The sequence below is a fragment of the Brasilonema angustatum genome, assembly GCF_059505445.1.
Genome location: NZ_JCACKO010000015.1, coordinates 1 through 26752 on the forward strand (window position 1 = coordinate 1; position 26752 = coordinate 26752).

At 42.3% G+C, this 26752-nt stretch carries 26 protein-coding genes; 19 read left to right on the forward strand and 7 right to left on the reverse strand.

Annotated elements, in window-relative coordinates:
• The first annotated feature begins 113 nt into the window (after nucleotides 1–113).
• The 3 genes from AC5JM2_RS03810 (at nucleotide 114) to AC5JM2_RS03820 (ending at nucleotide 3536) form a co-directional block, all read left to right on the forward strand.
• The gene (locus tag AC5JM2_RS03810; RefSeq protein ID WP_495833584.1) at nucleotides 114–2615 is read left to right on the forward strand and encodes a HEAT repeat domain-containing protein; all 2502 of its coding nucleotides are present in this window, start codon (nucleotides 114–116) and stop codon (nucleotides 2613–2615) included.
• A gap of 299 nt (nucleotides 2616–2914) precedes the next feature.
• Complete coding sequence (locus AC5JM2_RS03815; RefSeq protein WP_495833585.1) at nucleotides 2915–3199, forward strand: type II toxin-antitoxin system Phd/YefM family antitoxin; 285 nt, start codon at nucleotides 2915–2917, stop codon at nucleotides 3197–3199.
• 7 nt (nucleotides 3200–3206) lie between these two features.
• Complete coding sequence (locus tag AC5JM2_RS03820; RefSeq protein WP_495833586.1) at nucleotides 3207–3536, forward strand: Txe/YoeB family addiction module toxin; 330 nt, start codon at nucleotides 3207–3209, stop codon at nucleotides 3534–3536.
• Nucleotides 3537–3768: 232 nt separating this feature from the next.
• Here the strand turns inward: AC5JM2_RS03820 and AC5JM2_RS03825 are convergent, their stop codons facing one another.
• Nucleotides 3769–4443, reverse strand: coding sequence for a hypothetical protein (locus tag AC5JM2_RS03825; RefSeq protein ID WP_495833587.1), 675 nt, complete (start codon nucleotides 4441–4443; stop codon nucleotides 3769–3771).
• A 477-nt stretch (nucleotides 4444–4920) separates the two neighbouring features.
• Here AC5JM2_RS03825 and AC5JM2_RS03830 point away from each other — a divergent pair, with 477 nt between their 5' ends.
• The 3 genes from AC5JM2_RS03830 (at nucleotide 4921) to AC5JM2_RS03840 (ending at nucleotide 7701) form a co-directional block, all read left to right on the forward strand.
• Nucleotides 4921–5445 carry a peptidoglycan-binding domain-containing protein gene (locus tag AC5JM2_RS03830; protein WP_495833588.1) on the forward strand — a complete coding sequence of 175 codons (525 nt, stop codon included), beginning with the start codon at nucleotides 4921–4923 and terminating at the stop codon, nucleotides 5443–5445.
• A gap of 304 nt (nucleotides 5446–5749) precedes the next feature.
• Nucleotides 5750–6268, forward strand: a complete 519-nt coding sequence (locus tag AC5JM2_RS03835) for a PM0630 family protein (RefSeq protein WP_495833589.1) — start codon at nucleotides 5750–5752, stop codon at nucleotides 6266–6268.
• 269 nt (nucleotides 6269–6537) lie between these two features.
• Nucleotides 6538–7701: a phosphoserine transaminase gene (locus AC5JM2_RS03840; RefSeq protein WP_495833590.1), complete on the forward strand. Its 1164-nt coding sequence runs from the start codon at nucleotides 6538–6540 to the stop codon at nucleotides 7699–7701.
• A gap of 19 nt (nucleotides 7702–7720) precedes the next feature.
• On the opposite strand, the gene AC5JM2_RS03845 is transcribed toward AC5JM2_RS03840, so the two are convergent.
• The 3 genes from AC5JM2_RS03845 to AC5JM2_RS03855 form a co-directional block, all read right to left on the reverse strand.
• The gene (locus tag AC5JM2_RS03845; RefSeq protein ID WP_495833591.1) at nucleotides 7721–8176 is read right to left on the reverse strand and encodes a GFA family protein; all 456 of its coding nucleotides are present in this window, start codon (nucleotides 8174–8176) and stop codon (nucleotides 7721–7723) included.
• Between the two features lie 477 nt (nucleotides 8177–8653).
• Entirely contained in the window at nucleotides 8654–9097 is a 444-nt protein-coding gene (locus tag AC5JM2_RS03850; RefSeq protein ID WP_495833592.1) for a DMT family transporter, read from the reverse strand.
• A 111-nt stretch (nucleotides 9098–9208) separates the two neighbouring features.
• Nucleotides 9209–9451: a hypothetical protein gene (locus AC5JM2_RS03855; protein ID WP_495833593.1), complete on the reverse strand. Its 243-nt coding sequence runs from the start codon at nucleotides 9449–9451 to the stop codon at nucleotides 9209–9211.
• A gap of 525 nt (nucleotides 9452–9976) precedes the next feature.
• Here AC5JM2_RS03855 and AC5JM2_RS03860 point away from each other — a divergent pair.
• Complete coding sequence (locus AC5JM2_RS03860; protein ID WP_495833594.1) at nucleotides 9977–10276, forward strand: hypothetical protein; 300 nt, start codon at nucleotides 9977–9979, stop codon at nucleotides 10274–10276.
• Between the two features lie 1058 nt (nucleotides 10277–11334).
• Here the strand turns inward: AC5JM2_RS03860 and purH are convergent.
• On the reverse strand, nucleotides 11335–12879 hold the full coding sequence (gene purH, locus AC5JM2_RS03865) for a bifunctional phosphoribosylaminoimidazolecarboxamide formyltransferase/IMP cyclohydrolase (protein ID WP_495833595.1): 1545 nt from the start codon (nucleotides 12877–12879) through the stop codon (nucleotides 11335–11337).
• A gap of 271 nt (nucleotides 12880–13150) precedes the next feature.
• Here purH and AC5JM2_RS03870 point away from each other — a divergent pair, with 271 nt between their 5' ends.
• From AC5JM2_RS03870 to AC5JM2_RS03920, 11 genes are all read left to right on the forward strand, one after another.
• Complete coding sequence (locus AC5JM2_RS03870; protein ID WP_169156073.1) at nucleotides 13151–13375, forward strand: DUF433 domain-containing protein; 225 nt, start codon at nucleotides 13151–13153, stop codon at nucleotides 13373–13375.
• Entirely contained in the window at nucleotides 13372–13704 is a 333-nt protein-coding gene (locus AC5JM2_RS03875) for a DUF5615 family PIN-like protein (protein WP_495833596.1), read from the forward strand. The genes AC5JM2_RS03870 and AC5JM2_RS03875 overlap by 4 nt, the downstream gene beginning before the upstream one ends.
• Before the next feature lie 170 nt (nucleotides 13705–13874).
• On the forward strand, nucleotides 13875–14168 hold the full coding sequence (locus tag AC5JM2_RS03880; RefSeq protein WP_495833597.1) for a DUF433 domain-containing protein: 294 nt from the start codon (nucleotides 13875–13877) through the stop codon (nucleotides 14166–14168).
• A 6-nt stretch (nucleotides 14169–14174) separates the two neighbouring features.
• Nucleotides 14175–14309 (forward strand): hypothetical protein, encoded by a 135-nt coding sequence (locus tag AC5JM2_RS03885; protein ID WP_495833598.1) that lies wholly within the window; start codon nucleotides 14175–14177, stop codon nucleotides 14307–14309.
• Between the two features lie 180 nt (nucleotides 14310–14489).
• Nucleotides 14490–15122, forward strand: a complete 633-nt coding sequence (locus AC5JM2_RS03890) for an alpha/beta hydrolase (protein ID WP_495833599.1) — start codon at nucleotides 14490–14492, stop codon at nucleotides 15120–15122.
• 179 nt (nucleotides 15123–15301) lie between these two features.
• A complete protein-coding gene (isiD, locus tag AC5JM2_RS03895) occupies nucleotides 15302–15514 on the forward strand; it encodes a protein IsiD (protein ID WP_495833600.1) in 213 nt (70 codons plus the stop codon).
• Entirely contained in the window at nucleotides 15515–16717 is a 1203-nt protein-coding gene (gene coaBC, locus AC5JM2_RS03900) for a bifunctional phosphopantothenoylcysteine decarboxylase/phosphopantothenate--cysteine ligase CoaBC (RefSeq protein WP_495833601.1), read from the forward strand.
• A 373-nt stretch (nucleotides 16718–17090) separates the two neighbouring features.
• Nucleotides 17091–17249, forward strand: coding sequence for a hypothetical protein (locus tag AC5JM2_RS03905; RefSeq protein WP_495833602.1), 159 nt, complete (start codon nucleotides 17091–17093; stop codon nucleotides 17247–17249).
• 229 nt (nucleotides 17250–17478) lie between these two features.
• Complete coding sequence (locus tag AC5JM2_RS03910) at nucleotides 17479–17925, forward strand: tellurite resistance TerB family protein (protein ID WP_495833603.1); 447 nt, start codon at nucleotides 17479–17481, stop codon at nucleotides 17923–17925.
• Between the two features lie 643 nt (nucleotides 17926–18568).
• Complete coding sequence (locus tag AC5JM2_RS03915) at nucleotides 18569–19924, forward strand: UDP-N-acetylmuramoyl-tripeptide--D-alanyl-D-alanine ligase (RefSeq protein ID WP_495833604.1); 1356 nt, start codon at nucleotides 18569–18571, stop codon at nucleotides 19922–19924.
• An 85-nt stretch (nucleotides 19925–20009) separates the two neighbouring features.
• A complete protein-coding gene (locus AC5JM2_RS03920; protein WP_495833605.1) occupies nucleotides 20010–20582 on the forward strand; it encodes a GNAT family N-acetyltransferase in 573 nt (190 codons plus the stop codon).
• A gap of 213 nt (nucleotides 20583–20795) precedes the next feature.
• Here the strand turns inward: AC5JM2_RS03920 and AC5JM2_RS03925 are convergent, their stop codons facing one another.
• Together AC5JM2_RS03925 and AC5JM2_RS03930 are read right to left on the reverse strand one after the other, a co-directional pair.
• Complete coding sequence (locus AC5JM2_RS03925) at nucleotides 20796–23528, reverse strand: DAHL domain-containing protein (protein WP_495833606.1); 2733 nt, start codon at nucleotides 23526–23528, stop codon at nucleotides 20796–20798.
• A 668-nt stretch (nucleotides 23529–24196) separates the two neighbouring features.
• Entirely contained in the window at nucleotides 24197–24631 is a 435-nt protein-coding gene (locus tag AC5JM2_RS03930) for a Fur family transcriptional regulator (RefSeq protein WP_495833607.1), read from the reverse strand.
• 519 nt (nucleotides 24632–25150) lie between these two features.
• Between AC5JM2_RS03930 and AC5JM2_RS03935 the strand changes: the two genes are divergently transcribed.
• Nucleotides 25151–26725: a catalase gene (locus AC5JM2_RS03935; RefSeq protein ID WP_495833608.1), complete on the forward strand. Its 1575-nt coding sequence runs from the start codon at nucleotides 25151–25153 to the stop codon at nucleotides 26723–26725.
• Nucleotides 26726–26752: the final 27 nt, after the last annotated feature.

Sequence of the window (26752 nt, forward strand, 5' to 3'; positions counted from 1 at the left end):
AGTCGAGGTTTTGGGATTGAGATATTTATCCTCTTTTTTTGGCGAAGGTATTGTTCAACAATTGGCTTTCTTTGGCTGTTCCACCAACACAGTTGACTCAGGCGAAAGCAGAATTGACAACACAAATTCAGCAGGGGCGAGTCTGGTTGTTGTTGGATGGAGTGGATGAGGTGGCTGTATCGGGTGTGCAGACGTTGCAGGCGATCGCGCAACAACTCACAGGATGGATCGCCCAGTCGCGAGTGGTGCTTACTTGTCGGCTGAATGTCTGGCAAGCGGATTACAATGCGCTAGAAACCTTTGAAACTTATCGCCTACTGGATTTTGATTATCCTAAGCAGGTGCATGAGTTTATCGATAATTGGTTTCGGAACCTTACCCCTCAATCTCTCAGTGAGGAGAGGGGGAGTAAGGCGGAACGGTTGAAGGCAGAGTTGGATAACCCGGAACGGGGACGCTTGCGAGACTTGGTACAAAATCCTCTGCGGTTGACGCTATTGTGTAGCACTTGGCTCAGTGAGGAGGGGAATTTACCACAGACAAAGGCGGGACTTTACCAGCAGTTTGTCCAGCAAATCTACACATGGAAACAAAACCGTTTTTCTATTAGCACTACAGAACAACAGAAATTAAACAATGCATTGGGACGTTTGGCGCTACGTGATGTTAAAGAAGGCGGTTCCCGGTTCCGGTTGCTGGAAAGTTTTATTAGAAAGGAGCTAGGTGCTCCAGATGATGAGAATTCCCCATTTTACAAAGCACTGCGGCTTAATTGGTTGAATCATGTCGGAATTGCAGCTGAATCCCAATCAAAAGAAAAAGTTTATGCGTTCTTTCATGCCACCTTTGAAGAATATTTCGCCGCGCTAGCAATTGATGATTGGGACTTTTTCTTGCCTCGCGAACACAAAAATAAACTTGTAAAAGATAAAAAGACAGGTAAATCTAAGCCTTATCGAATTTTTGAGCCGCAGTGGAAAGAGGTGATTTTGCTGTGGTTGGGGCGAGAAGATGTGGAAAAAGTACACAAGGAAGAGTTTATAGAGGCATTAGTAAAGTTTCAGGACGGATGCAGAGGATTTTACAAGTATCGAGCCTATTTTTTAGCCGCAGCAGGGATTGCCGAATTTGGAGAATGTTCTAGAGCCGATGAAGTTGTGGCGCAAATTGTTCAGTGGGGTTTTGGTTATTTCAATACGAGAGAAAAGCAGTGGAAGACGTTTGTAGATCCAATTAAAAAACGAGCAAAGACAGCACTGCAGCAGACGCATCGCGCAAAAGCCATTACAGCTTTGGCGAAGTTAATCCCCGACTTACAGTATGAATATACCCGTTGGCAAGCGGCAGAGAGCTTAGGGCAAATTGGTGCTGGTAACCAAACTGCGATTGATATTTTGGTAAACTTAATCACTACATCACAGTCTCCAGACAGCCGGACGCGAGTGGCAGAAAGCTTAGGGAGAATAGATCCTGGTAACCAAACTGCGATTGATACTTTGGTAAACTTAATCGCCACCTCACAGCATGAATCCACCAGTTGGCCAGCGGCAAAGAGCTTAGGGGAAATAGCTGTTGGCAACAAAAGTGCGATCGCTGCTTTGGTAAACTTAATCGCTACCTTACAGGATCAATTCACCCGTTGGCCAGCGGCATATAGCTTAGGGGAAATAGCTGTTGGCAACGAGCGTGCGATCGCTGCTTTGGAAAACTTAATCGCTACCTCACAGGATGAATCCACCCGTTGGCAAGCGGCATATAGCTTAGGAAAAATAGATCCTGGCAACGAGCGTGCGATCGCTGCTTTGGAAAACTTAATCGCTACCTCACAGGATGAATCCACCCGTTGCCAAGTGGCAGAGATTTTAGGGAACATAGCTGTTGGCAACAAGAGTGCAATAGACGCTTTGGAAAACTTAATCGCTACCTCACAGGATGAAGACACCCATTGGCAAGCGGCAGAGAGCTTAGATGTAATAGATCCTGGCAACGAGCGTGCGATCGCTGCTTTGGAAAACTTAATCGCCACCTCACAGGATGAAGACACCCATTGGCAAGCGGCAGAGAGCTTAGGGAAAATAGCTGTTGGCAACAAAAGTGCGATCGCTGCTTTGGAAAACTTAATCGCTACCTCACAGGATGAATATACCCGTAGGCAAGCGGCAGAGAGCTTAGGGAAAATAGCTGTTGGCAACAAAAGTGCGATCGCTGCTTTGGAAAACTTAATCGCTACCTCACAGGATGAATATACCCGTAGGCAAGCGGCAGAGAGCTTAGGGAAAATAGCTGTTGGCAACAAAAGTGCGATCGCTGCTTTGGAAAACTTAATCGCTACCTCACAGTCTCAAGACACCCGTAGGCGAGCCGCAGAGAGCTTAGGGAAAATAGCTGTTGGCAACAAAAGTGCGATCGCTGCTTTGGAAAACTTAATCGCTACCTCACAGTCTCAAGACACCCGTAGGCGAGCGGCAGATAGCTTAGAAAAGATTTTGCCAACAGATCAGATGGCGAAAGTTGTCACCGTCTTGAGGTATGACTCCAAACCAAACAATGAGCGTTACAAAGTCATCTGGGATTGCGCCCAAAATATGTCTTACCCAGATTTTTATCAAGTTTGACATCATTCCTTTGACATAAAATCAAAAATTCGATTTGCTCGATATCGTTATCGTTGGTGGCAAATTCCTTTGTACTTGTTCTTGGAGCTATCCATCTTTGCTATAGTTCGCTTCATTGTTTCACACAACGTGAATAATCCTGCTAATATCCAGCGACAGCAGCAAATTCGTTAACTTTGATAAACCAGCGCTCAACATTTACAATTCTATTTCATCCATTCAACCTAATTTGCTAGAACATATTGTAGGGTGACTCAGAAAGAAAATTATGAAAGAATAAAGAGAGTCAGGAGTAAAAAATGACTAGCCAGACAACCTACACCGAAGCTTGCAACAACTTTGACAAAATTTATGACGAGGCAATCACAGGTCGTGAACCTGTAGTTGTGACTCGTGATGGTTCTGAAAGCGTATCCGTCATTCCGACTGCGGAACTAAATAGCATCATAGAAACAGCATACTTGTTTCAGTCACCAGAGAATGCAGCACGTCTTTTAGATGCTTTGGAACGTGTTAAAGCAAGAACTAATCAACCTAGAACAATAGAAGAGCTGCGTCAGGAGTTTGGGCTTGACGAAGAATAAAAAGTCAATGTCAGAGAATTTAGAACCAGAAGAACTTCCGCAGTCTGAAACTTCTCAAAAGGATATTTTAGAACGTGACCTTGTTTTTGACCGAAGGTTTCTGGAAGACCTCACCTATTGGGTAGAGACAAATAAAAAGACTGCACTCCGGGTTTTATCTCTAGTTGAGGAGATAAGACGCAATCCATTTGAAGGAACAGGCAAACCGGAAAGATTGAGATACCAAGATGCAAACGCATGGTCTCGTCGTCTGACTCAAGCAGATCGTATTGTTTATGTAGTTAGTGATGACCGAATTGAGTTTATTCAAGCTCGATATCATTATAGCGATCGCTAAACAGGTACTCTCCGTAATTTGAGCAGATAAACTCGTTTTGCCAATCGCGCTCAATGAAGATATTGGTAAAAGAGAGTTGAAAGCGAGGCTGTTGCCGCCGCTTGTGCGATCGCCTAAAACCAAGATCCCCAACTTCTGACAGAAGTCGAGGATCTCGTTTGGTGCATGACTATTGAGGCGATAGCTTCGCGGCAGCATAGCAGCAGATCGCCATCTTCCACGACAATTTAAGTTAGTTTTTTTCCACAACTGTCAGCCGCCCTTCTTTATAGGCTTGTCGTAGCGCTACAGCTTCAGCCACAATATGCTGTGCACTCAACCCCTCGTCATCTATCATCTTTTGTAAAGTCGTCCCAGTCCGATCATCAGTTTCGTGAATTGGTGGAATTTGGCAGTACCTCCCGCCATTCTTTGTGCGCCGCCAAATACTTGGTTTTTCAGGTTTGTCTTCTTTAGGAGTGCGCGGTTCTCTCATCAAAGAGCGTACAGCATCTTGGGTAATTGCAGTTAAGTCTAAAAGCCTATCTATAATTTGTTTGTACTTATTGCTATTCTGTGCTAGCTGATATACAGTACTTGGTTCAATTTGTGCTAACTCTTGAGGCGAGAACTTTTGAAATGCTGCTGCAATCTTGAGATATTTTTTTTCTTCACCCTTCCAACCAGAGTCAAAAAGTAATCTTTTATACTCTCTTACAGAGCGCTTCTGTTTTTGCTTGGCTAACCAAAAGGCATGACGCAAAATTGTTTCAGTCGCATCAGCAAGCATTTGGAAGGAAATACTATCATCCACAATGCTTTTGAGCACAGTAGCTCTTTCTTCTAAATATTGTTGGTCGAAGTCTGATTTTGCAATTGCTTGTTTGTCATCTGGGATAGCAATTGCATTCTTCAGTGGTGTCATCATGGTACTCAATAATACTGGATTTTTAGAAGTTCATTGTGTCCTACGGACATAGAGACAAGAGCACAGTGCCTTCACAGGAGATTGTCCATATGAAAGCACGGCGCAACTGGCGATTTTCTCATAGGTGCCGTCCTTTTGGAAGCAGCGCCAAGACCAAAATTTCTTACTATAGAACAATTGTACTACTAAAAAGCAAAGAGTAATCGCCAAAGATACTCATCTTTTGAAAGATATTATGAAAATTAGATACATCCAAAACTCTGTTGACAGACGGATCTGATGCATATCTAGCAATACTCCGCAATCTGCTAGTAGTTAAGTCAAATAACTGAAGTTGGTCGATCCTAGCAAAAAAATATTGCTCAACACTACTGGTATCAAAAAACAAGATTCTTTCTTTTGACGTAGTTATGTTAGGGAACTTTAACGATTCTGTTATAAGTCCTTAATATATGCTTACATATTTAAAGTGACATTATGGTTCTGTCTATAACACTTCAACTCCCTACAAAGAAACCAACCTTACAATTTGGTGCTTGTGGTCAAATTGTTAGAGAAATGCAGAAAGCCTTAAATCGGCGACTTGCTCAACTAGATACTGTCTCAGTATCTCCTTTGTCAGTTTCTACCGTAGGTTACTTTGACCACCAAACCAGAGATGCTGTGAAATACTTGCAGTGTCTTGCTTTCTTAAGTATAGATGGGATTGTGGGACAACAGACCTGGGCATATTTGTGCAACGGATTTGCTGGCTTGCCAATACTAAGTTTTGGCAGTAGTGGAAGTGTAGTCAAGGCTGTTCAAGAACCCCTGCAAGTTGGTGGCTACTACTTTGGTGCCATTGATGGTATTTTTGGAGCCAAAACTGAGGCTGCAGTTTTGGCTTTTCAAGCAGAACACTGTTTAGAAAGCGAAGGTATCATTGAAGCTTTGACTTGGAATACGTTAAGCAAGTTAGATAGTCATGGCTCTCGTTGCAGGGTTAATGCATTTCGTGGGTAGTCAAGTTAACCACCTTGTGTTTTTGGAATTTTGAATTCCCCGAAAAATATTTTTTAATTTTTAATTGATATTTTTGGACGAGGGCGCAGCAAGAGTCATGTTATCTGGTGCGCTCTTGTTACTAAGGAACAGGGAACGCTTAACTCTTAACGCTTAACTCTTAATAACAAAGAATTCAGTCTTAAGTGTCTTCTAACTTCCAACTTCCGATTTCCAACTTCTTTATAGTAGAAATGTCAGCATTGTATCTGAAAAAGGATGTTGATTCATATATGAATTAACAAGTCCTTTTTTACAAAAGCTGATGCGAGTTAAAAATTTAGCTTACGGTATAGTACTATCATCTTGCTGGCTAACATCATGGGTTGTATCTTCTTTTGCTGTCAATGGCGTTGTATCTTCCAATGAAATCAATACTAAAACCATTACTATTGAAAAAGCCGAGTTTGGGGTTTTAAGAGACGATCGCAACGGTAAAATATCCTTTCTGCCTACAACGAAAGTGCCACATCAAGAAGGAAAACAGTACGGATGGCGTATTCAGCTTAAAGACAAGCAAAATGAAGTGACGTGGAAAGAAGTCCTTCGATTACCGAAACTTCCAGAAACTTGGAGTACAAGTAGTGGTGAAAATTTATTAATATCAGCCGATGGGATGGAAGCAGTGACAAAGCGCACACAGTCGGCAAAAAAAGGAGTCATTGAGAACTTTTGGACTGTTGCTTCTGGCGATCCTACTGGTAAACATACGATCGCAGTCTACATTGATAACCGTCGCATTGGTTTTTTCGAGTTTGAGGTTATTTCCCCGAAGCAGAAGTAACAGTTATCAGTTATCAGTTAGATTCAGACTCACCTAATTTATCAACCAGTGTATTAGGTATGATATGCCTGAAACTTAATGAGTCTCAAAGAAAACTTCTGTTGAAATCAATCGGTCTCAAAAGAAACTTTTGTTGATTGCGAGCAAGCATCTATATTATATGTAGGAATTCAGAAATTTTGACTGTTGACCTAGGTACAAAGCAAGGCGTAAAGTAGTAGCGAGTTACGACCTTCTACTAGGTCGCATCTATAACTGAAGTACCTTGTATGTCACCACATCTTACTCCTCCAACAACAAAGCCACGAGTTCCTAATTTCTCCTCTGGTCCTTGTGCTAAACGTCCTGGCTGGTCTGTTTCCAAGCTGGAAAATGCTTTTGTAGGTCGCTCTCACCGTTCTGAGGATGGCAAAGCTCGCATCAAAGAAGTCATTGAGCGCTCCAAAACAATTCTTGGTGTTCCTGCAGATTATCGCTTGGGCATTGTTCCAGCTTCCGACACAGGCGCAGTGGAAATGGCACTATGGTCCCTGTTAGGAAAGTACCCCCTTGATATCTTGGCGTGGGAAAGCTTTGGTTTGGAATGGGTCAAAGATGTTGTAGACGAACTGAAGTTGCCTAATCTCAACGTTCTCAAGGCAACTTATGGTGGTTTGCCAGACCTCAACCAAGTTGACTTTAGTCATGATGTGGTGTTTTTGTGGAATGGCACGACATCAGGTGTTAGGGTTTCTAATGGCGATTGGATCAAAGATGACCGTCAAGGTTTGACCATCTGCGATGCAACTTCTGCCGTTTTCGCAATGGAAATACCCTGGCACAAGTTGGATGTTGTGACCTACTCTTGGCAAAAGGTGCTGGGAGGAGAAGCGCAGCATGGAGTCATTGTCCTTTCACCTCGTGCTGTTGAACGTCTGGAAAGCTACCAACCTGCTTGGCCGATACCGAAGCTGTTTCGCTTAGCACAAAAAGGTAAGCTTATTGAAGGAATTTTCAAAGGGGATACAATTAACACCCCATCAATGCTGTGTGTGGAAGATGCGCTTGATGGATTACTCTGGGCAGACAGCATTGGTGGACTTCCCGGCTTGATTCGTCGTAGTGAGGCAAATCTGGCGACAATTGCCCGTTGGGTTGAGCAAAGTGATTGGGCAGCTTTCTTAGCAGAGAAGCCAGAAACCCGTTCTTGTACTTCAATTTGCCTCAAGATTGTTGATGATTGGTTTACAAACTTAAGTCCAGAGAAGCAAGCAGAATCCGCTAAAAAAATCGCGAAACTTCTCCAAAAGCAAGAAGTTGCTTATGATATCGCATCCTACCGTTCTGCACCTCCAGGAATCAGGATTTGGGGTGGGGCGACAGTAGAAACGACAGATATTGAGGCGTTGCTACCATGGTTGGATTGGGCATACGCGACTGTTAAACAGGAGTAGGAACAGTTTTTCTATGGTTTCATGAATGCTGTTGAGCCCATTTTTCCCAAAAAGGACGCAGATCCGGTGGCTGTCCCTCATAATTGAGCATCTGATCTGAAATTATCACCCACGGCTGAGCGCTACTTGTCCAAATGTTACCCACAGGACGTAACCAACTTGTGTCATCTAGCGTTCCAGCTTTAACGTTGATGGTTTCTCGATTATAAGCCCGCTCATGGAACAATCGCGTTCCGCAGTCACCGCAAAACAGGCAACTCACCTCACGTCCACTATCGGCTTTACGTGTCCAAGCTTTCGGTTGTCCTTGGGTAACGACAACAGCATCCCGTGGTACAGTGAGGGACATTCCAAAAGCGCTGGAAGATTGTTTCTGACATTCCTTACAGTGGCACAAATAGAGAGTTAATGGTTCAGCACGGATTTCATAGCGAATTTGTCCACATTGACAGCTGCCGGTATAAGTCGCATTCACAGCTTTTCTCCTCCTTGCTATTCACTGCTGCCTGATTGTACCCAAAGCTGCTCCAATCTTGAAGTTAAAAAATCTATGGTTACTTTTCCGGAATTGGTATTCATGTGGTGGTAGATATTATTAACCTAACCACTTATATCTGAACTTCTTATATTGAGCCAAAGTGGAGATAACTCCACTGTCTATTATTAAGGCCCAGTCGTTATGACTGGGCTTTTGGCTATGGGCTGATGCAATTGGCTTTTCTTTTCTCACATTCGCTTAACATTCCGCCTTATCTTGGTTTGGCTGGCTGTATAAGGTGTGCCTGACAAGCACCGAGATGTTGAGGAGCGCAATGAAGGGAAACTGGCTTCACGTTCCGTTTTCAAGACCAGCTTTCTTTGGTGACAACGTTGGTGAGTTTAATCAAATTAATTTCCCTAGCGAGTAGGGAGACGAAAATTTCATCTCACAGGACGGACGCCGGTCTAGCTCCTAAAAGCGCGAGATCAGCGTGACGCCAACGATCAGCAGAAACGTACCCACGCCGCGCATCAAGTTGAAGGAGTGCGGCTCAACGTGCAACAGGCCGAAGTGGTCAATGGCGATGGACATAATGATCGCAGCGCTGACGTTGAGCGCGGTGTAAGTGCCCGTGCCGACCTCGCCGACTAGCTTCAGCCCGGCATACACGGCCACCGCGCCGACTAACCCAGCCAACGGTGCCCACCAAGGCATTAGCTGGATGTCTCGCAAGGATGGTAGCGGCTTCGGAACAACGGCGACGGCGCAAACAAAAAAGGCGACGATGAGACTGAAAGAAACCAGTGAGGCGAGCCACGGATTTTTCAACGAGCGATAAAGCTGCGCGTTCATAGCTGCGCCGCAGGACTGGAGGAGACCCCCGACGATGATGAACAGGTAAATGCCGATTTTCATGTGGATGTAATGGTAACACTATTGACTGCTACGAAAATAGCCGCTTTCTTGAGCAAATTTCTATGGTTTAGTACGTTCATTGACTTCTGCATCAAAATTCACTTTCTCTATCTAGCGTGTGCAAAAATCATGCCAATCATTCTGGACAAGCGCCAGGTAGCCAAAGGCAACAACGCTGTAGACACGTTCGACGAGATCGCACTCAGGAGTCGCTTCAGAAAAAGGCTGTTTATTCTGGAATAAAAAACACATCACTATTTGCCCACGCTTATTACTGCTGAAGCAGTGAAGGATTGCGAGGATGTCTTCAAGCATTTCTCGCTCTGGACTAAGGTTTGTTTCGTTGAGTACCACGAGTTCACACCTCTTTCTTTTTACGTAGTATTATGCTAAAAATAAGTTATATAAAATACTTCAATATACTGAGGAGTGTTCTGGTTTCTAATGTCACTTTCTTACATACATTTATTTATCTATCTATGAATGATTTATCTTGTTAGCTGCAAGATATGAGCCTCCCATAGCTGTTCACGCCCTTGTTCTCACTTCTTGAGGCTTGGTGCAAGATGTGAACTTTGCAACCTGGAGGATGAGGCGACTGAATAAAACCAAAATTGATTCAGTGGCGATTGAGTGTATGCCTACAGGACACTTTGCGCTAAGCCCAAAGCGTGCCAAGCGCAACTCCTAACACTGAATAAAGAGGTAAAAATGTCCCAATAGCTTGTACAGCAGTCTTTTGGAAAAAGATACAATCAATTAACAAAGGAAAGCTTAAAGCTTTCAAGGAATTTGAAAAAGAGAAGCAACACCAGACACCAATCCGAAGGTTGCTTCTCAAGTTTCCGTAAAACCCATTAGAAATGGATTTCCACAACTATGGTAAACCAAATTGTAGACATTGTAGATACTCTGAGTTACCCAGAGTTAGCCGGACTTCTCACGGCTTGTGGGTATGCTATTCGAGAGCAAACGGAACTTTCTAGGGCTTTGCTTGAACTTAGTTTTGAAATTTCCAAACTGCATGATAAAAAAGGCTTTTTTAATCCCCAATATCAGGATGTGGTGAACGATATAGATCTGGCACTTTTAGCTGGTTTGTGTGCTGTTAAATTGACTCAGATGGCTACAGTAATTGAGGAAATCAATCGAAGATCTCAGGAAATTTTTGTAAATTAATGAGGATGAGAATTCGTATCAAATTCAGTAAAAAAACCGAGGTACTGAAAAGCTAACGTTTTCTCACTAAAACAAATCTACTGATTGATGGCAAGTTTCTAGAAACTTATCAAACCAAAATAATTAAATCAGTGAATAGCTACCATAGCTATTCACTGATTTCAAATACCGTCCAAGATTGTCTAACTTATTAATAGACTTCGTGGCAGAAGTCGGGGAAAAGGTTAAGAAAGAAGGGGTAAGGGAAAATAAAAACCCTTTAACCTTTAACATGCACCCCTTTACCCAACTCGTGGCAATTGTCACGATTGCCACGAGTTCTAATGAACGGCATAGTAAAGCATATTTTAAATTTTGAATTGCTTAGCACTGCCCTACGGAGCTTAAAGATGCAGAAGAAGCTCACCCGTAGCAACTTGTAAAAATGAGAGCTTGATCACACCTACACAATAAAAAAGATAACAAAAAGCACTCAGGAGTGTTACCGTGTTTCCATCCTAAATGCTTTTTGTTTACACTTGCTCCTCACACACACTCCTAGAAAATAACATTGACTTTGTCAAAGAGCAAGTAACCTAGGTGACACTTTGAAAACTGAACCTTCTGTGTTGAATTTAGCAAAGCAAAAAGCGCCTGAACGTCTGGCCGTGTTTCGACTTCAAGCGCTTTTTGTTTTCAACTTACTCCTCACACCATATAAACAATATCACAGGTTAAATGAGATCACAATTCTAAAGGGTGACACTTGTGCAACTGCTCTACTGTCTTAAGACATAGAGTCGGGATTTTTTTCTATGTCTTATGAGTTACTTACAATTTGACATCCCTCTTAGGACATAAATGTGTAAAAAGAAAGACATAGAGGCATCAAGGAAGAAGCTAAGGAGCGGGGAGAAGGGAGTAGGGAGATAAAGAAAAAGTAGGGAGTAATCCTCTCCCATGCACCCCGCCCCCTGTGCTCCTGGTGCTCCTTCGCTGTAGAGCTTCTTCAATAGACAAGATTGCAAAAGTGGATTTTACGAGGTTCTGTTAAGCGTTCCCAACAACTGCCACGAAGTCTAATGTAGAAAGTGACGGATACCCGTGAACACCATGACTAAACCCAGTTCATTAGCCGCGAGTATGGAATCTTGATCCCGCATACTTCCCCCTGGTTGGACAATCGCCTTAATTCCGGCTGCGGCTGCTGTTTTGACTGAATCATCAAAAGGGAAGAATCCATCGCTGGCGAGAATTGCTCCTTTGGCTTTTTCCCCAGCTTGTTCTAAGGCAATTTTAACTGAGCCAACACGGTTCATTTGACCTGCACCCACACCCAAAGTCGTGCGATCGCCACTCACAAGAATCGCATTAGACTTAACGTGTTTGCAAATTTTCCAAGCAAACAGCAATTCTTCTAACTCATCATCAGTCGGTTTCTTTTCGGTGACGATTTGCCATGTACTAGTATTTGCAACCGCATCATCTGAGGCTTGCAGCAGAAAACCGCCTGCAATGACTTTTACGCTTTCTTTGGGTCCACTCTTCAAGTCTGGTAAAATTAAGACTCGCACTTTTGATTTAGCAGCCAGAATCTCTTGTGCTTCGGCATCACAACTTGGTGCAACCACGCATTCTAAAAACGTTTTTGTTAACTCAGTAGCAGTTCCAGCATCAATCGGACGGTTTAGTGCAACAATTCCACCAAAAGCAGAAACAGAGTCAGCGTTAAATGCTTTTTGGTAAGCTTCTTGAATGGTATGTCCCAAGGCGACACCACAGGGATTCGTATGTTTGATAATTGTTGCTGCTGGCGTATCGGTGAATTCAGAAATAATCCGCCGTGCGGCTTCTAAATCAACCAAGTTATTGTAACTGAGTTCTTTGCCTTGAAGTTTAGTAGCAGCTGCCCATCCAGTTGAAGTTGTACCAGTTTCATACCAAGCTGCACTTTGATGAGGATTTTCGCCGTAACGGAGAGATTGTAATTGTTTGCCCGCAAGGGTGTACTGTTGAGGTGATTCCGCCTCTTTGCTAAGATTCTGACTCAGGTATGTGGCGATCGCCTGATCATAGCTAGACGTATGCAAAAATCCCTTTAAGGCACACTTTTGACGAAACTCTGGGGATGGTTCGCCATTTGAGGTGCGCATTTCCTGTAAATATTCTTCATACTGCGCCGGGTCGCATAAAATTGTCAGATGAGCAAAGTTTTTTGATGCTGCCCTGAGCATAGCAGGACCACCGATATCAATTTGCTCGATCGCCTCAGGTAAAGTTACACCTTGTTTGGCAATAGTTTCTTCAAAAGGATAAAGATTCACCACAACCAAATCAATCGGGCGAATTTGGTTATGTTCCAAATCTGCTATGTCTTCGGGTACATCTCGCCGTGCTAAAATCCCGCCATGTATCCGAGGATGTAGAGTTTTAACTCGACCACCTAGAATTTCTGGAGAACTTGTGTAATCAGCAACTTTTGTGACTGGTAGCCCTGCATCTTTCAGTGCTTTGGCTGTTCCTCCACTGCTGATGAATTCAAAGTCAAATTCTTCTACTAAGCTACGAGCAAGGTCAATTAATCCTGTTTTGTTAGATACACTCAGCAGTGCTAGACGCGCCATATTTCCTGGGTTTCCTTTGGTGTTAATACAGTTAGTGCAGATACATATTGTATAAACAGCCAAGGCAGGTAGACACAAAGCGGCATGCCGTAGCTCCTGCGGAGTAGCTGCGAATTGCGCGTAAGGTTAGGACGCGAAGAAGAATTTATTGTTGGATTTAGCTATATGTAGTGACGCAAACAAGTTTTAGCGGTGTACGATGTTCGTGATTGGGAAACAAAACTTCTCAATATGATGGATGTAAGCGAATATTTTTACCAACTGTCACGTTATGGATTACCAAGACATCATTACAATTGAGCCTGGAAAGCGTAGTGGCAAGCCGTGTATTCGGCGAATGCGAATCACCGTGTACGACATCTTGGAATATCTGGCAGGTGGGATGACCGAAGCAGAAATTTTGGAAGATTTTTCTGAACTCACCTTAGAAGATATCAAAGCTTGTCTTGCTTTTGCAGCTGATCGTGAGAGAAAGTTGTTTGTGGCATCCCTGTGAAACTGCTATTGGATGAAAACCTATCAGACCGAATCATTGACAGGATTGTCGATTTGTATCCTAATTCTGAGCATGTCAAAACTTTAGGACTGACAAATACTGATGATACAGTTATCTGGGAACATGCAAAGGCGAATGATTTTGTGATTGTTTCCAAAGATTCCGACTTCCATCAGCGCAGTTTGCTTTATGGTCATCCACCCAAGTTTATTTATCTTCGTATTGGTAACAGTCCAACATCGAAGATTATTCAAATATTGAGAGATAATTTTGATACGATCACTCAATTCAAAAGTAGCGAAACGGAAAGTATTTTGGTGTTGATGTAGTGTGGAACCGCCGCATAACAACCCGCTTGCACCCGACCCTCGAAGGTTATTTGTGAGTGTCTGAGGTTACTTGCGGCGGGTGAAGCAGAACATTAGGTCGCTTAGTTTCTGGGTTGGGGCAGCATTTCAAATTAGTCTGTCAGAGTTCAAGAGGAAGGTATTAATTCGATATGACATTAGCTATTTTAGTTGAACCTACGCCCCTAGAAGTTGATGGCAATGGTGTTGTAACAGCTTTTCTTGAAGGGGCTACAGCAGAAGAAATTAGTGAGCAATATACTTCGCTGCAACTCTCAGATATTTACTCAGTCCTTGGTTACTACCTCAGACATAAAGCTGAAGTTGATGCATATCTCTTAGAACGTCAACGTCAAGCAGCAATGATCCGACAAGAAGCTGAACAACGTTTTAACCCAGTTGGAATACGTGAGCGCTTACTAGCTAGACGAAATCAGCATAGGTAATTCAAAATGGTACGATTCCTAGCTGATGAAAATTTCAATAATCAGATTGTTCGTGGTGTTCTTTGGCAGAGTCCTAGTAAAGTAGCAGCAAAACGCCACCTAATAACCGTGTTGCAGCGGACAGAAGAGATATATTGGTAGAGATGCAAAGGTTGTCTACCGCCGCTCAATTGTGCCCTTATGCCACTGGAGTGCTTAGTATTGCTGCTGATGCAAAATTTTTCTCTTGTCATTACATACTTTTTATGCTTGACTGTCCTTTGTCCGTCGTCATCTGTAATGACTAAGGATCAATGACCAATGACCAATGACTCATAACTAATGACTAACACTCTAGAGTTTATCAGTGTACCTCCAACAACAGGGCAACCACCAAAGGGTTTAATTGTCACTTTACATGGTTGGGGTGCCAATGCTGAAGATGTGGCGTCTTTATCGCGGTTTTTTAATTTGCCAGATTATCAGTTTCTGTTTCCGAATGCACCTTTTCCTCATCCTAATTCCTCTGTTGGGAGAGCGTGGTATGACCTTCAGATGGAAAATATGTATCAAGGGTTAGTAGAAAGTAGGCAGCTACTAACAGGTTGGTTGCAATCTTTAGAAAATAGCACTGGTGTACCTTTGTCGCGGACAATTTTGAGCGGGTTTTCTCAAGGCGGGGCTATGACTTTAGATGTAGGATTAAAGTTACCCCTGGCAGGTTTAGTTTCTTTAAGTGGTTATTTACATCAAGACATAGAAAGTGTGAAAACGCAAAATATGGCGTCTCTACCACCTGTTCTTATTATGCATGGAAGACAAGATACAGTTGTGCCATTACAAGCTGCTGTTTCAGCACGAAAAACTCTTGAATCTCTGGGAGCCGCTGTAGAATACTATGAGTTTGACATGGGTCATGAAATCCGACCAGAAATGCTAGAGTTGTTACGAAATTTTGTTGTTGTCAATGCATAAATACTGGAAATTTGTCTTTACTTAATTTGGGTTAGCAAATTTTTACGAATTCTGTGAGAAATCCTCAAAATTTTTACGAAATTATCGCTCGTAAGTGAGTAATATATATTGGGTGGCTGCGTCAAGCGCAACTCAACCCATGCTGGATGCAAATGCTGCTAATGGGAGGGGCAAGCACTATGAAAACTCTAAGCATTTCTAAAAGAGAAATTGCTACCATCACTCCACAAGAGGTGGAAGTGTTAGCGACACGTCTGGAGCAGGATAATTACAGTAATGCTTTTGAGGGTTTGAATGATTGGCATTTACTACGAGCGATCGCTTTTGCCCGTCCAGAGTTAGTTGAATCATATATTCACCTCTTAGATTTAGAACCCTACGATGAGGCGTAGATGTTTCAGAAGAAACGGGCTCTGATTGCAATAGGCGGCGGTATCGCCGCCTATAAAATCTGTGAGGTTGTTTCCACTTTGTTTAAAATTGGAGTGGAGATAAAAGTTATTCTCACTAATTCTGCACAAAAATTTATTACGCCTCTGACTCTCGCAACACTTTCCCGTCATCCAGCTTATACAGATGAAAACTTTTGGCAATCAACTCACTTTCGTCCATTACATATTGATTTAGGTGAGTGGGCAGATTTAATTGTAATTGCACCTCTAACAGCAAACACATTAGCAAAGTTAGCATATGGTATGGCTGACAATTTGCTCACAAATACTGTTTTGGCTTCCACTTGTCCCGTATTGCTAGCGCCAGCAATGAATACTGATATGTGGGAACAGCAGGCGGTGCAACGTAATTGGCAACAGGTATTAACAGATAATCGATTTCATGGAATGTGTACAGGATCGGGGTTATTGGCGTGCGATCGCGTTGGTGCTGGTAGAATGGCAGAACCCCCAGAGATTATTACTTATGTTCAATCCTTGTTACACACCGCTGGGAAGCGAGATTTGGTAGGTAAGCGTGTGTTGATTAGTGCAGGGGGAACACGAGAGTATCTTGATCCAGTACGGTTTATTGGCAATCCTTCCACAGGAAAAATGGGGTTAGCTTTAGCACAAGCAGCACTGCACCGAGGAGCAAGCGTAACATTAATACATGCTCCGGCGAGTTGGGATGTACCATTAGGAGTGCAAGCAGTCTCTGTAGTGAGTGCTGACCAAATGCGAATAAGTATGCTGGAGTACTTACCGAATGCAGATATGATTATCATGTCGGCAGCGGTGGCGGATGTCAAGCCACGGAAATACAGTCAACAGAAGTTGCCAAAAAAATCGCTTCCGCAAGCTTTACCTTTGGAACCAGTACCGGATATTGTTGGAGAATTGGCACGTCTCAAACAACCACATCAACAATTAATTGGGTTTGCAGCCCAGACAGGGGATATTGTCACACCAGCACTAGAGAAATTGCACAGTAAAAATCTGGATGCGATTATTGCTAACCCTATCGATGAAGTGGATAGCGGTTTTGGAAGTGATAATAATCGAGCCATATTTTTGGATAAACAAGGACAAAGAATAGAAATTTCTCCTTGTTCCAAATTAGAAATGGCTCATCATATTTTTGATGTGTTGAGAAAGAAATAAAGTCGTAGAGGTGACTTCGTATTGATAAACTTCGCCAGCAATATCTACCTGGCAACGGTTATAAAAGCGCTACAAAACATCCGACATCGTTATGTTTACTAGTAATTATGTAACTAAGTTTACTCATTTCAAGAATAAATTCTATAGACTTTTTGAAAATAATTTTCTATTAGTTATTCACGTTAGTAATTAGTTTAACAAAACAGCACTGAAAGTTTATCTGAACTTCAAGAAGAAAAAATCTAACTTTCGTTATGAAAGAGCTAAAGTTTTGTTAAGATGCAAATGCTAGTGTTCTATGGGCGGAAAATGCCAATCACGGTGTGGAGAAATAAATAGGTACTAGCACTCTATAAGTTCGGGAGACAAAACAATGACTAGTTATATTTTTTTCGATGAAGCCCTTCAAATGCTCGTAAACGCCTTCTTGGGTTCGGTAGTGCTACTTATGGTCTTTTCTGGCTTAGGTTTGGCAGTTATTGAAACTATGGAAAAAACAGGTATTCGCCTAGACACAAGACGACTTCACTAAGAGTCGTTTTTCTGTAAAGGCTATCAGTACAGGGGCTTTGGTAAGGTAAGGTTGGGTTGATAAGAAGTCAAAAATTTATTCTTTGTCGAAAACCATTAAGTTTAAGTGTTCGCTAGCAAGGAATCTTGGGAACACTGAAACATATAGAAGTCTCACAGCGTCGCACAATGACTTCCCAAGTACGAGTAAGTGTATCGCGATCGAGACGCTAGCAATGGAGTAAACTGTAATGGGTCTATTCGACAAAATGTTTGGTGGAGAAAGCCAAGTTCAAGAAGCACTGAGTCAACCAGAAGCAATTGCAGCAATTGCTTTGGCTGCAACAGCCTCAGATGGAAACCTCTCTGATGAGCAGGCACGTGGTATTTTGTCACTGCTGTCGGGTATGAAGCTTTTCAGATATTATTCCAACGATGAAATAAACAGGATGTTTGAGAAACTCCTGAATATCCTCAAGTGGGAAGGCATAAATGCTTTGTTTCATTCAGCCAAAGAATCTTTACCCTACGACTTGCGAGAAACAGCTTTTGCGATCGCCACCGATTTGGTTTTAGCCGATGGAGTTTCTCCTCAAGAAGAGCTTGAGTTTTTAAACGATTTGTCTCAAGATTTGGGAATCTCTGGTTATATCGCTATACAAATTGTGCAGGTGATGTTAGTTAAAAATCGGGGATAGCCCACCCTACGTGAAAGCCCAACGCAAAAGCCCTTACGGGTTCGGCACTTCCTACCCTACGGTTCGCCTTCTGGTGGGCGTCTACAAGTCGGTTAACCCGTAAGGGCGGAGTGCCGAACCCGTTGCCTGTTTTGGGAAATCCTCAAAGCAGCACGCTTACCATATAAGAATCCGGTTTGGTTTATGAACGAACTCGTTGAGGTAGGAAAAAGGGAAAGCTTAACACCCGAACCCCTAACATAAACTGTACCTAGCTGAGCAAAAATCTGCGGAGGAATCCTATATACCTTTTCACTGTATTTAAAGTTGTTTTGAATCTAAATTTAATAAAAATATATAAAAATATTAAATCTCTTAACTTTATATTGTCAGCAAATAATAATATTGCAGTCCTACTTGAGTTGTGAAATCAAGGCATTGGATTGAGGAGGGAAGGATATTTACCGACACTCCCACACCCTCACACTCCCACACTCGACTGACTGGGCTGTCTTATTGAATTTAAACGAGAAATTTTGGAATCCAAAAGCTCTAAGTGTTATGCTGTAAGGCATTTCATTTGCATACAATAAGGGGCTAGACAACCTGCAAGCAGGTTGTTTTCTTCGCGACTTCACTCTGAATTTTGGATTTTGAATTGCTTATGCCTTTCTCAGCCACTTTAAGCCAACTGATTGAAGTTCTTTGTGCCAAAGCAGCAAACTTATCTGAAGCTGCTTTGGCAAATTTCAGCAGTGGAATCGAAACAGATTCCCGTATACTCAGCAGGGGTGAAGTATTCGTGGCTTTACGCGGTGAAAAGTTTGATGGACACGATTTTGTGCCAATGGCAATAGAAAAAGGTGCAATGGCTGCGATCGTTGATTTTGAATACGAGAATTCTAAATTTCCCGTCTTACAAGTCAAAGACACGCTCGAAGCATATCAAAAAATTGGTAGGTGGTGGCGTGAGCAGTTTTCTATTCCAGTGATTGGGGTTACGGGTTCTGTGGGTAAAACCACAACCAAGGAACTCATTGCCGCAACTTTAGCCACAAAAGGAACAGTCCTCAAGACTTATGGAAATTACAATAACGAAATTGGCGTGCCAAAAACACTGTTGCAATTGAGTACAGAACATGATTTCGCCGTTATTGAAATGGCGATGCGGGGAAAGGGGCAAATTGCTGAACTGACACAAATCGCGCGTCCGACTATTGGTGTAATTACTAATGTGGGAACCGCGCACATTGAGTTACTCGGTTCAGAGGAGGCTATTGCTGAGGCAAAATGTGAGTTACTGGCTCAAATGCCCAAAGATGGTGTGGCAATTCTTAATTATGATAATCCGCTATTGATGGAAACAGCAGCGAGAGTCTGGCAAGGAGAAGTTTTGACTTATGGCTTTTCTGGTGGCGATATTCATGGGAATTTGATTGATAGTGAGACGTTGGAAGTGACAGGAATGCAATTGCCTTTACCATTACCTGGACGACACAATGCAACTAACTTTTTGGCAGCTTTAGCGGTGGCAAAGGTGCTGGGTATTGATTGGTCGTGTTTGAAATCGGGTGTGAGGGTTGATATGCCGGGGGGGCGATCGCAACGTTTTACTTTGCTCAATGATGTAGTAATCTTAGATGAGACTTATAATGCTGCACCAGAAGCTATGCAAGCGGCGTTACACTTATTGGCAGAGACACCAGGAAAACGACGAATTGCTGTGTTAGGTGCAATGAAGGAATTGGGAGAGCGATCGCACCAGTTACATCAGCAAGTAGGAGAAGCGGTGCGAAAATTAAATTTAGATGCTTTATTAGTATTGGTGGATGGAGAAGATGCTTTAGCCATGGCCAAAAGTGCCGAAGGAATTTCTCAGATGTGTTTTACAACTCATGCAGATTTAGTTGCCTCTTTAAAGACTTTTGTACAAGAAGGTGATAGGATTCTTTTTAAGGCAGCGCATTCAGTGGGACTAGATAAAGTGGTAAATCAGTTCCGTACAGAATTTGCCAAATGAATTTTGCAGTTCTTAGCTCATGACTAATCGCGAATCGTGAATCCTGCGATTAGCAAATAGCGATTAACAAATAATAATTACTTAAGTGATGAACATTAATCTACCGCTAGAAACACAACGTCTTATTCTCAGGGATTTGACAAAATCAGATTGGCAAGGAATTCATAACTACGCCTGTGATCCAGAAGTTGTTCACTATCTGCCGTTTGGTCCTAACAGTGAAGAAGATACCAAGTTATTTTTGCAAACACAAATTAAATTACAACGCCAACAACCCCGTCGGCATTTTACTTTAGCAATCACTTTAAAAGATGACAAACAATTCATTGGTACCTGTCGCCTTTCCATAACAAATCCAGACAAGCTAGAAGGTTCAATTGGATATAGCTTAGATAAGCAATATTGGGGGCAAGGATATGCAACCGAAGCTGCAGGAAAAGTCTTACACTTTGGTTTCCAGCAACTCAATATGCATCGGATTTTTGCAACGTCTAACCCGAGAAATACTCTCTCAATGCGAATTTTGGTAAAAATCGGGATGCGACAGGAGGGGTATTTGCGAGAGTATGAATGGGTTAAGGGTGAGTGGCAAGATTCGTTGCTGTATGCCATCGTTGATCGTGAATGGATACAGATGCAGATTCGCAATTTCAACTGAAGTTTTAAGAGGGAAAAGGGAGCAGGGAGTAGGGAGCAGGGAGCAGGGAGTAGGGAGCACCCCTGCTGCCTTAATGATAAGTCTTTATCCGGACACAATATTAGACAAGGACGCTGCTGTGCCTGGTGCTTTGCATCTCAACACAAATCTTTCTTTGTTTTTCATAAAAGAGCAGCACAAAACATGATGTCTTCTACCAAGATTTCGTTATTGCTATGGACTTTTTTGCTGAGTTAAAGCAATAAGGTCTTCAAACTGGAAGTTATCGATTAAGTGAGTCAGGGCATTGGCAATAGGAGCATGCGATCCAGGAATTTGATCAATCAACTGATGAAGCAACTTTGCATTAACACAAGTTGCGGCTTGATGCATTTGTTTGATCCACACAGAAGGCATCACTTCTAAGGATGAAGGACTAAGGATAAGAGAAGAAGGTGAATTTTCATTCTCCTGTGGTGTGCGTTCCTGTTCTGCGTAAACATAGCTAACACCGAGGTATTGTGTCATTTTTTCAAAGATGACTTCTGCTCGATAGGGCTTGCGGACAAAGTCATCACATCCAGCCTCAAGAGCTACTTGCTGCTCCTGTTCAAAGGCATTGCCAGTTAATGCAATGATAATCGGGGCTGACTCGGATGACTTAATTTGCTTGGTGGCTTCGTAGCCATCCATTACGGGCATCTGCAAATCCATCCAGATCAGGTGTGGGAACCAGCGCTGAGTGAGTGCGATCGCCTCAATTCCATTTTCTGCCTCTCGCACTTCAAATCCAACAGGTTTAAGTAATTCGACTAAAAGCTGCCGGTTGCTTGGTTTATCTTCAACAACCATAATCCGGTAGGTGGGTTGTCCAGCAGCGACTCTAATAACTTGTTGAGAAGTTGCACTCAGGGGTATCACATCAGCTTCGATACTTTGGGCTTGGATATTGAATCGAAAGCAACTACCTTTGCCCAACTCACTTTCAACAGTAATGTTTCCACCCATCAACTGCACAAATTTGCGACTAATTGACAAACCTAATCCCGTTCCCTGTTGAGATTTGCGACCAGTTTCTGTTTGCACAAACGGCTCAAAGAGCTGATCAAGTTCTTCAGAAGCAATCCCAGATCCGGTGTCTTCGACTTCAAAAATTAGAGATTGCGTATTGGGTATTGGAGATTGAGAAATTTCTTTCCTAATCCCTAGTCCGCAGTCTCTAGTTTCTAGTTTTACTCGTAGCGTTACGCTTCCAGCTTGTGTAAATTTGACTGCATTTCCAACTAGATTAAACAAAACCTGACGCAATTTGCTTTCATCGGCACGGATATATTGAGGAAGATCGGGCGAACGCTCAACAATAAATTGCAGCCCTTTGGATGTAGCTTTAAATTGGAACATTTGTTGCAGCCCATCCAATAGATCATACAAGTTAAAATCCTGGTCGTTGAGGGTAATTTTGTTCGCTTCAATCTTTGACATTTCCAGAACATCATTGATCAAGTTGAGCAAGTGTTCCCCGCTACGGCTAATTGTATCGAGATATTCCTGCTGTTTGGGATCGAGGGAAGAACTGCGGCTTAGTAGTTGAGTAAATCCCAGAATCACACTAAGTGGAGTGCGTAACTCGTGGCTCATGTGAGAAAGAAACTGGCTTTTGGCACGGTTTGCCACAACTGCTGCTTCTTTTGCTTGCTCAAGGGCGGCTTCTGTTCGTTTGCGATCGCTAATATCAGTGATCACTCCTTCCACACAATGTTCTGTAACATTCAATCGAGCAGAAAATAGTCCCCAGAAAAATGTTCCATCGCGTCTTTCAAGCTGGAGTTCAAAATTATGAACTTCGCCGTGAGTTTGCAGAATTTTGACGATTTCCTGCTGTTGATTGGGATGTGCATACAAGTCAGAGATGCATTTGTATCCAATTATCTCTCTAGCAGAGTCGTATCCCAACATGCTTACCAGCCGCTGATTCGTATCTATAACTAAACTATCCTTTTGGCGAACTCGAAAAATGCCTACCTGCGAGTTCTCGAAAATCGTCCGCAATTTAGATTCACTTTGCTGTAATGCGATCGCACTCTGGCGGAGCTTGTAAATAATCGAGACAGCAATCCAGATTATTATTACCGTGGATAGTAAATACAGTCCCAGTCGATACAGGCTCGCTGTATCAAGTGCTTGTTGATATGCGCTGTAGTAAGCTTGGGCAATGTCTTCGGCACGATCAGGCGTTGGCAAATGCGATATGTTATCGACTAAACGATTAATCTGTGGGTGACGCTCCAGGAGAATCTGGGCGTGAGCGATCACCCTTTGGGTGGCTCCCTGCTGGAGCATCGCCTGTTCTACATTTTTGCGCTGATTTGTTGAGCCCACATCAGTGCGAATTTGTTGGATTTCTTGCTGAATTTTTCGTTGTAACTCTTGGTTATTGGAGAGGTTAAATAGCAGAATATCTCTTAACAATGTGTTGAGATGATCTGCCAAGACAGGATTCATTGTCTGATTTTTTTTCAATTCAGCAATGGCGATTGGAAAATATGTCAGCGAATTATCAACAACTGCCTTCTGAGACTTAAACAGATCAATTTCTTTTTCTTTGTCCCGATAAACTTGGAGATAAGTTTTAATTGCCTGATTAATTTTTTGCTGTCCATCTGAGTTAATAAATGAGGGAATTTGCTGTAAGTCTGCCTGAATTCGTCTTAGTTCTGTTAATTTGTTTACAATTGAGTCATAGTTGAGCAGCAGTTTTAACCTCGTCTCTAAGACGTTTTGATTTATGCGGGCATCGAGTTCTTGAATTTTACCCAAATCGTTAATATAACGCAGATGTTGTTCCAACTTAACAGATCGCGACTCGATCCAGAAAAATAAAAACAGCAGTACTACCCCTGTTGGTAGTAGATAAGCACTTACAGCCCCAATGAATTTACCAAGACGCAGACGTAGCGATTCCATCATTCACTCATTGATTGTCGATTCTGGAGTGTTTGCAATAATTGTAGCGAGCTACAACTATAAAATGCTTTCAACGGCGTATGAAGTGGATTTTCAGTCAAGATTGTTTGCAACAGTCTGCAAACAACAATTTTAACCAGGATTAGCTGATGAGGTTTCCCTCTGTTCGATAATCTTAATTTATCGGCAAGGAATGGTTGCCCGCATCTAATAAATGTCATGTCCAAACCATGACATTTGTCATGACTTAAGCAGTCGCGCAGAAATAAGTTACCTGTACTTTTTTGTGTCCAGTTTCATTTCACCATACACAATACCCCCATCCGGTTCGTTCTCATTGGAGGTATTACTCAACTGAAAATTCCACCTAGTCTGAGCCTTAATACAGTTTAAATTACACCCACTCTGACTGAAAGTGAAGTATCTCATTTGTATTGTCAATACCATGCACAAAAGCCAGCAACTTTGCCTATAGTCGGTCTTTAGTAGTGTGCCATCTGCTTTGGTCAGATAGCTTTTATACTCTCAATCACACCAAGAAATTTCACTCGTTTTTGTCCCGGCAACTAAGTGTGAGTTTTTACCGTTTACATTTTTTGAGTTAATTTTACTGTACAACGGCGTTGGTTAGCGAGCAGTCTTTGATAATGTTTATGTTTTAGTTTCCAAGTTTATTTTTCTTGTACAGCACAGGACTGACACAATCCACGCAAAGTTACTTCGTAACTTTCTACCTTAAACCTATCATTTAACTGCTGCAACTGCGGAGCGTTGAACATTTCCCAGGCCAAATCATTTATTAGTCCACAAGCACGACAGCGAAAATGATGGTGCAGATCTACATTAGCATCATACCGAGTCACCCCTTCTTCAAGCAGCACCTCGCGCACTAACCCTACTTCTCTAAGCGCAGTTAAAGCAGTGTAAACCGTTGCTTTAGAGGAAACAGGGAGATCGGAGTTTAAATCACTCAAAATTTCTTCGACGGTTGGGTGATCGGTTCGACCCAGCAAATTGGCGTAAACAGCAGCACGTTGAGGCGTTACCTTCAGTCCTTTAGAGTGGAGGCGTTGAATCACATTAGTTGCAGTCAGTATTTTGACCATAGGTTCAGCTTACCATTTTCAAGCGGTTAATTGAAAGCTATAACATACAAAAATTTTAACAATTTTGATGCTTGACTTATTCCTAACTCAGAATTATTCTGAGTTCATATCAAAAAAACACAACTGAATTCGCAAACATGCTCCTTATGTAACACCGATACTCAAACTCAGCCGAAATACATAGTCATTTTGATTAGCGATGCTCCCTCTGGGAGCCGAATCCTTGCGGGCGATTGCGCAAAGCAAGAGACACCTGAAGGTGTATCGCATCAAAAACTGATTTCAGTCTATTAACTGCCTTGCATTGCGTAGTTAATAGTTTTGGGTTGAATTTGTGATCGAAAAATTAGCGCTTGCAGCTAATGTGTGTAATTACTTTAAGGATATTTGCAGCATTTTCGTTCATCCATATTGCAGTGGTCACAACTATAGACTGCTCAATTAACTTAAACTCGAAAATCCTTCGAGTTTGAGTCAAATTCAGCTGGTCTATAACTCAAAAAAGTTAGGTTTCAAAGAATGAAAATTCCGCGCTTTAATCTTCTCAAAAAAAATCTTTACCTTCCAGTAGTAATGGCTTTAGCATTAGTATTGGTACTTGTAATTACTAATAATCATGCTAGTGCCAAAACTCCTTTAACTTTGGATAACGGCGCTGCAGTCGGAGATAATCAAAATTCCCTGACTGCTGGACCAAATGGTCCAGTATTACTCCAAGATGTTCATTTAATTGAAAAGCTAGCTCGTTTTGATCGCGAACGTATTCCTGAAAGAGTTGTTCACGCTCGTGGTACTGGAGCCCATGGTGAATTTATCAGCGATGCCGATCTCTCAAACATAACAATGGCTGCCCCTTTCCAAAAAGCTGGTAAAAAAACACCTGTATTTGTACGCTTTTCTTCAGTAATTCACCCTCAAGGTTCACCAGAAACCCTTCGCGATCCACGTGGATTTTCGACTAAGTTTTACACAGACAAAGGAAACTGGGATTTAGTCGGCAACAACTTACCGGTGTTCTTCATCAGAGATGCCATGAAGTTTCCTGATATGGTGCACTCCCTAAAGCCTTCCCCTATTACGAATAAGCAAGATCCCAATCGTTTTTTTGATTTCTTCTCTCACGTACCAGAAAGTACCAATATGCTGACTTACCTGTTCTCAGATATGGGTACACCTGCCAGCTACCGAGAAATGGATGGTTCCAGCGTCCATGCTTACAAGTTTATTAATAGCAAAGGTGAGTACAAGTACGTCAAGTTTACTTGGAAAACTAAGCAAGGAATGCATAACTATACAGCTATGCAAGCGCAGGAAATGCAAGGGAAAGATTTTAACGTCCACACTAGTGATCTTTATGAAAACATTCAGCGTGGTAACTATCCTGCTTGGGATTTGTACATACAGACTCTCAATCCTCAAGATTTGGACAAGTTTGAATTCAACCCTTTAGATGCAACTAAAATTTGGCCTACTAATCTAGTTTCCCTGCGTAAAGTAGGTACAATGACGTTGAACCGGATGCCAGAGAACTTCTTCCAAGAAACTGAGCAATCGGCTTTCGCACCCAGTAACCTTGTTCCTGGTATTGAAGCTTCTGAAGATCGGCTTTTACAAGGAAGAATCTTTTCCTACGCTGATACCCAAAGGCATCGTCTTGGTGTCAACAACATGGAACTACCTATCAATAAACCCCGCGTTCAGATCAATAATGAAAACCAAGATGGTTCTGCCAACTACGGTAATACCAAATCTGACGTGAACTACGAGCCAAGCCAGCAACCGACAGCTTTACAACAAGACAGTAACTATCGTTATTCTCAGCTACCGATTGCTGGTAAAACTCAACAGCAAAAAATTCAGAAAACTCTCAATTTTCAGCAAGCAGGAGAACTCTATCGCTCCTTCGATAAGCAAATGCAGGATAATTTGATTGCTAATCTGAAGAACGATTTGGGAGCGGTGAAAGATGCAAACATCCGTACTCAAATTACTGCTTTCTTCTACAATGCCAATCCAGAATACGGAACCCGTGTGGCTCAAGCAGTTAATGTTAGTTTAGATACAGTTAAAAAACGTGCTGCTGAACTGAAGTAATAAAGAAGTACACGAGGGCGGCAATAA

Excerpts from the sequence above, each read along its gene's own strand:
- AC5JM2_RS03825 (WP_495833587.1), bottom strand. The coding sequence starts at position 4,443 with ATGATGACACCACTGAAGAATGCAATTGCTATCCCAGATGACAAACAA.
- AC5JM2_RS03840 (WP_495833590.1), top strand. The coding sequence starts at position 6,538 with ATGTCACCACATCTTACTCCTCCAACAACAAAGCCACGAGTTCCTAAT.
- AC5JM2_RS03880 (WP_495833597.1), top strand. The coding sequence starts at position 13,875 with ATGACATTAGCTATTTTAGTTGAACCTACGCCCCTAGAAGTTGATGGC.
- purH (WP_495833595.1), bottom strand. The coding sequence starts at position 12,879 with ATGGCGCGTCTAGCACTGCTGAGTGTATCTAACAAAACAGGATTAATT.
- AC5JM2_RS03915 (WP_495833604.1), top strand. The coding sequence starts at position 18,569 with ATGCCTTTCTCAGCCACTTTAAGCCAACTGATTGAAGTTCTTTGTGCC.
- AC5JM2_RS03830 (WP_495833588.1), top strand. The coding sequence starts at position 4,921 with ATGGTTCTGTCTATAACACTTCAACTCCCTACAAAGAAACCAACCTTA.
- AC5JM2_RS03925 (WP_495833606.1), bottom strand. The coding sequence starts at position 23,528 with ATGATGGAATCGCTACGTCTGCGTCTTGGTAAATTCATTGGGGCTGTA.
- AC5JM2_RS03930 (WP_495833607.1), bottom strand. The coding sequence starts at position 24,631 with ATGGTCAAAATACTGACTGCAACTAATGTGATTCAACGCCTCCACTCT.
- AC5JM2_RS03820 (WP_495833586.1), top strand. The coding sequence starts at position 3,207 with ATGTCAGAGAATTTAGAACCAGAAGAACTTCCGCAGTCTGAAACTTCT.
- AC5JM2_RS03860 (WP_495833594.1), top strand. The coding sequence starts at position 9,977 with ATGGTAAACCAAATTGTAGACATTGTAGATACTCTGAGTTACCCAGAG.
- AC5JM2_RS03890 (WP_495833599.1), top strand. The coding sequence starts at position 14,490 with ATGACTAACACTCTAGAGTTTATCAGTGTACCTCCAACAACAGGGCAA.
- isiD (WP_495833600.1), top strand. The coding sequence starts at position 15,302 with ATGAAAACTCTAAGCATTTCTAAAAGAGAAATTGCTACCATCACTCCA.
- AC5JM2_RS03850 (WP_495833592.1), bottom strand. The coding sequence starts at position 9,097 with ATGAAAATCGGCATTTACCTGTTCATCATCGTCGGGGGTCTCCTCCAG.
- AC5JM2_RS03835 (WP_495833589.1), top strand. The coding sequence starts at position 5,750 with ATGCGAGTTAAAAATTTAGCTTACGGTATAGTACTATCATCTTGCTGG.
- AC5JM2_RS03815 (WP_495833585.1), top strand. The coding sequence starts at position 2,915 with ATGACTAGCCAGACAACCTACACCGAAGCTTGCAACAACTTTGACAAA.
- AC5JM2_RS03905 (WP_495833602.1), top strand. The coding sequence starts at position 17,091 with ATGACTAGTTATATTTTTTTCGATGAAGCCCTTCAAATGCTCGTAAAC.
- coaBC (WP_495833601.1), top strand. The coding sequence starts at position 15,515 with ATGTTTCAGAAGAAACGGGCTCTGATTGCAATAGGCGGCGGTATCGCC.
- AC5JM2_RS03885 (WP_495833598.1), top strand. The coding sequence starts at position 14,175 with ATGGTACGATTCCTAGCTGATGAAAATTTCAATAATCAGATTGTTCGT.
- AC5JM2_RS03935 (WP_495833608.1), top strand. The coding sequence starts at position 25,151 with ATGAAAATTCCGCGCTTTAATCTTCTCAAAAAAAATCTTTACCTTCCA.
- AC5JM2_RS03910 (WP_495833603.1), top strand. The coding sequence starts at position 17,479 with ATGGGTCTATTCGACAAAATGTTTGGTGGAGAAAGCCAAGTTCAAGAA.
- AC5JM2_RS03870 (WP_169156073.1), top strand. The coding sequence starts at position 13,151 with ATGGATTACCAAGACATCATTACAATTGAGCCTGGAAAGCGTAGTGGC.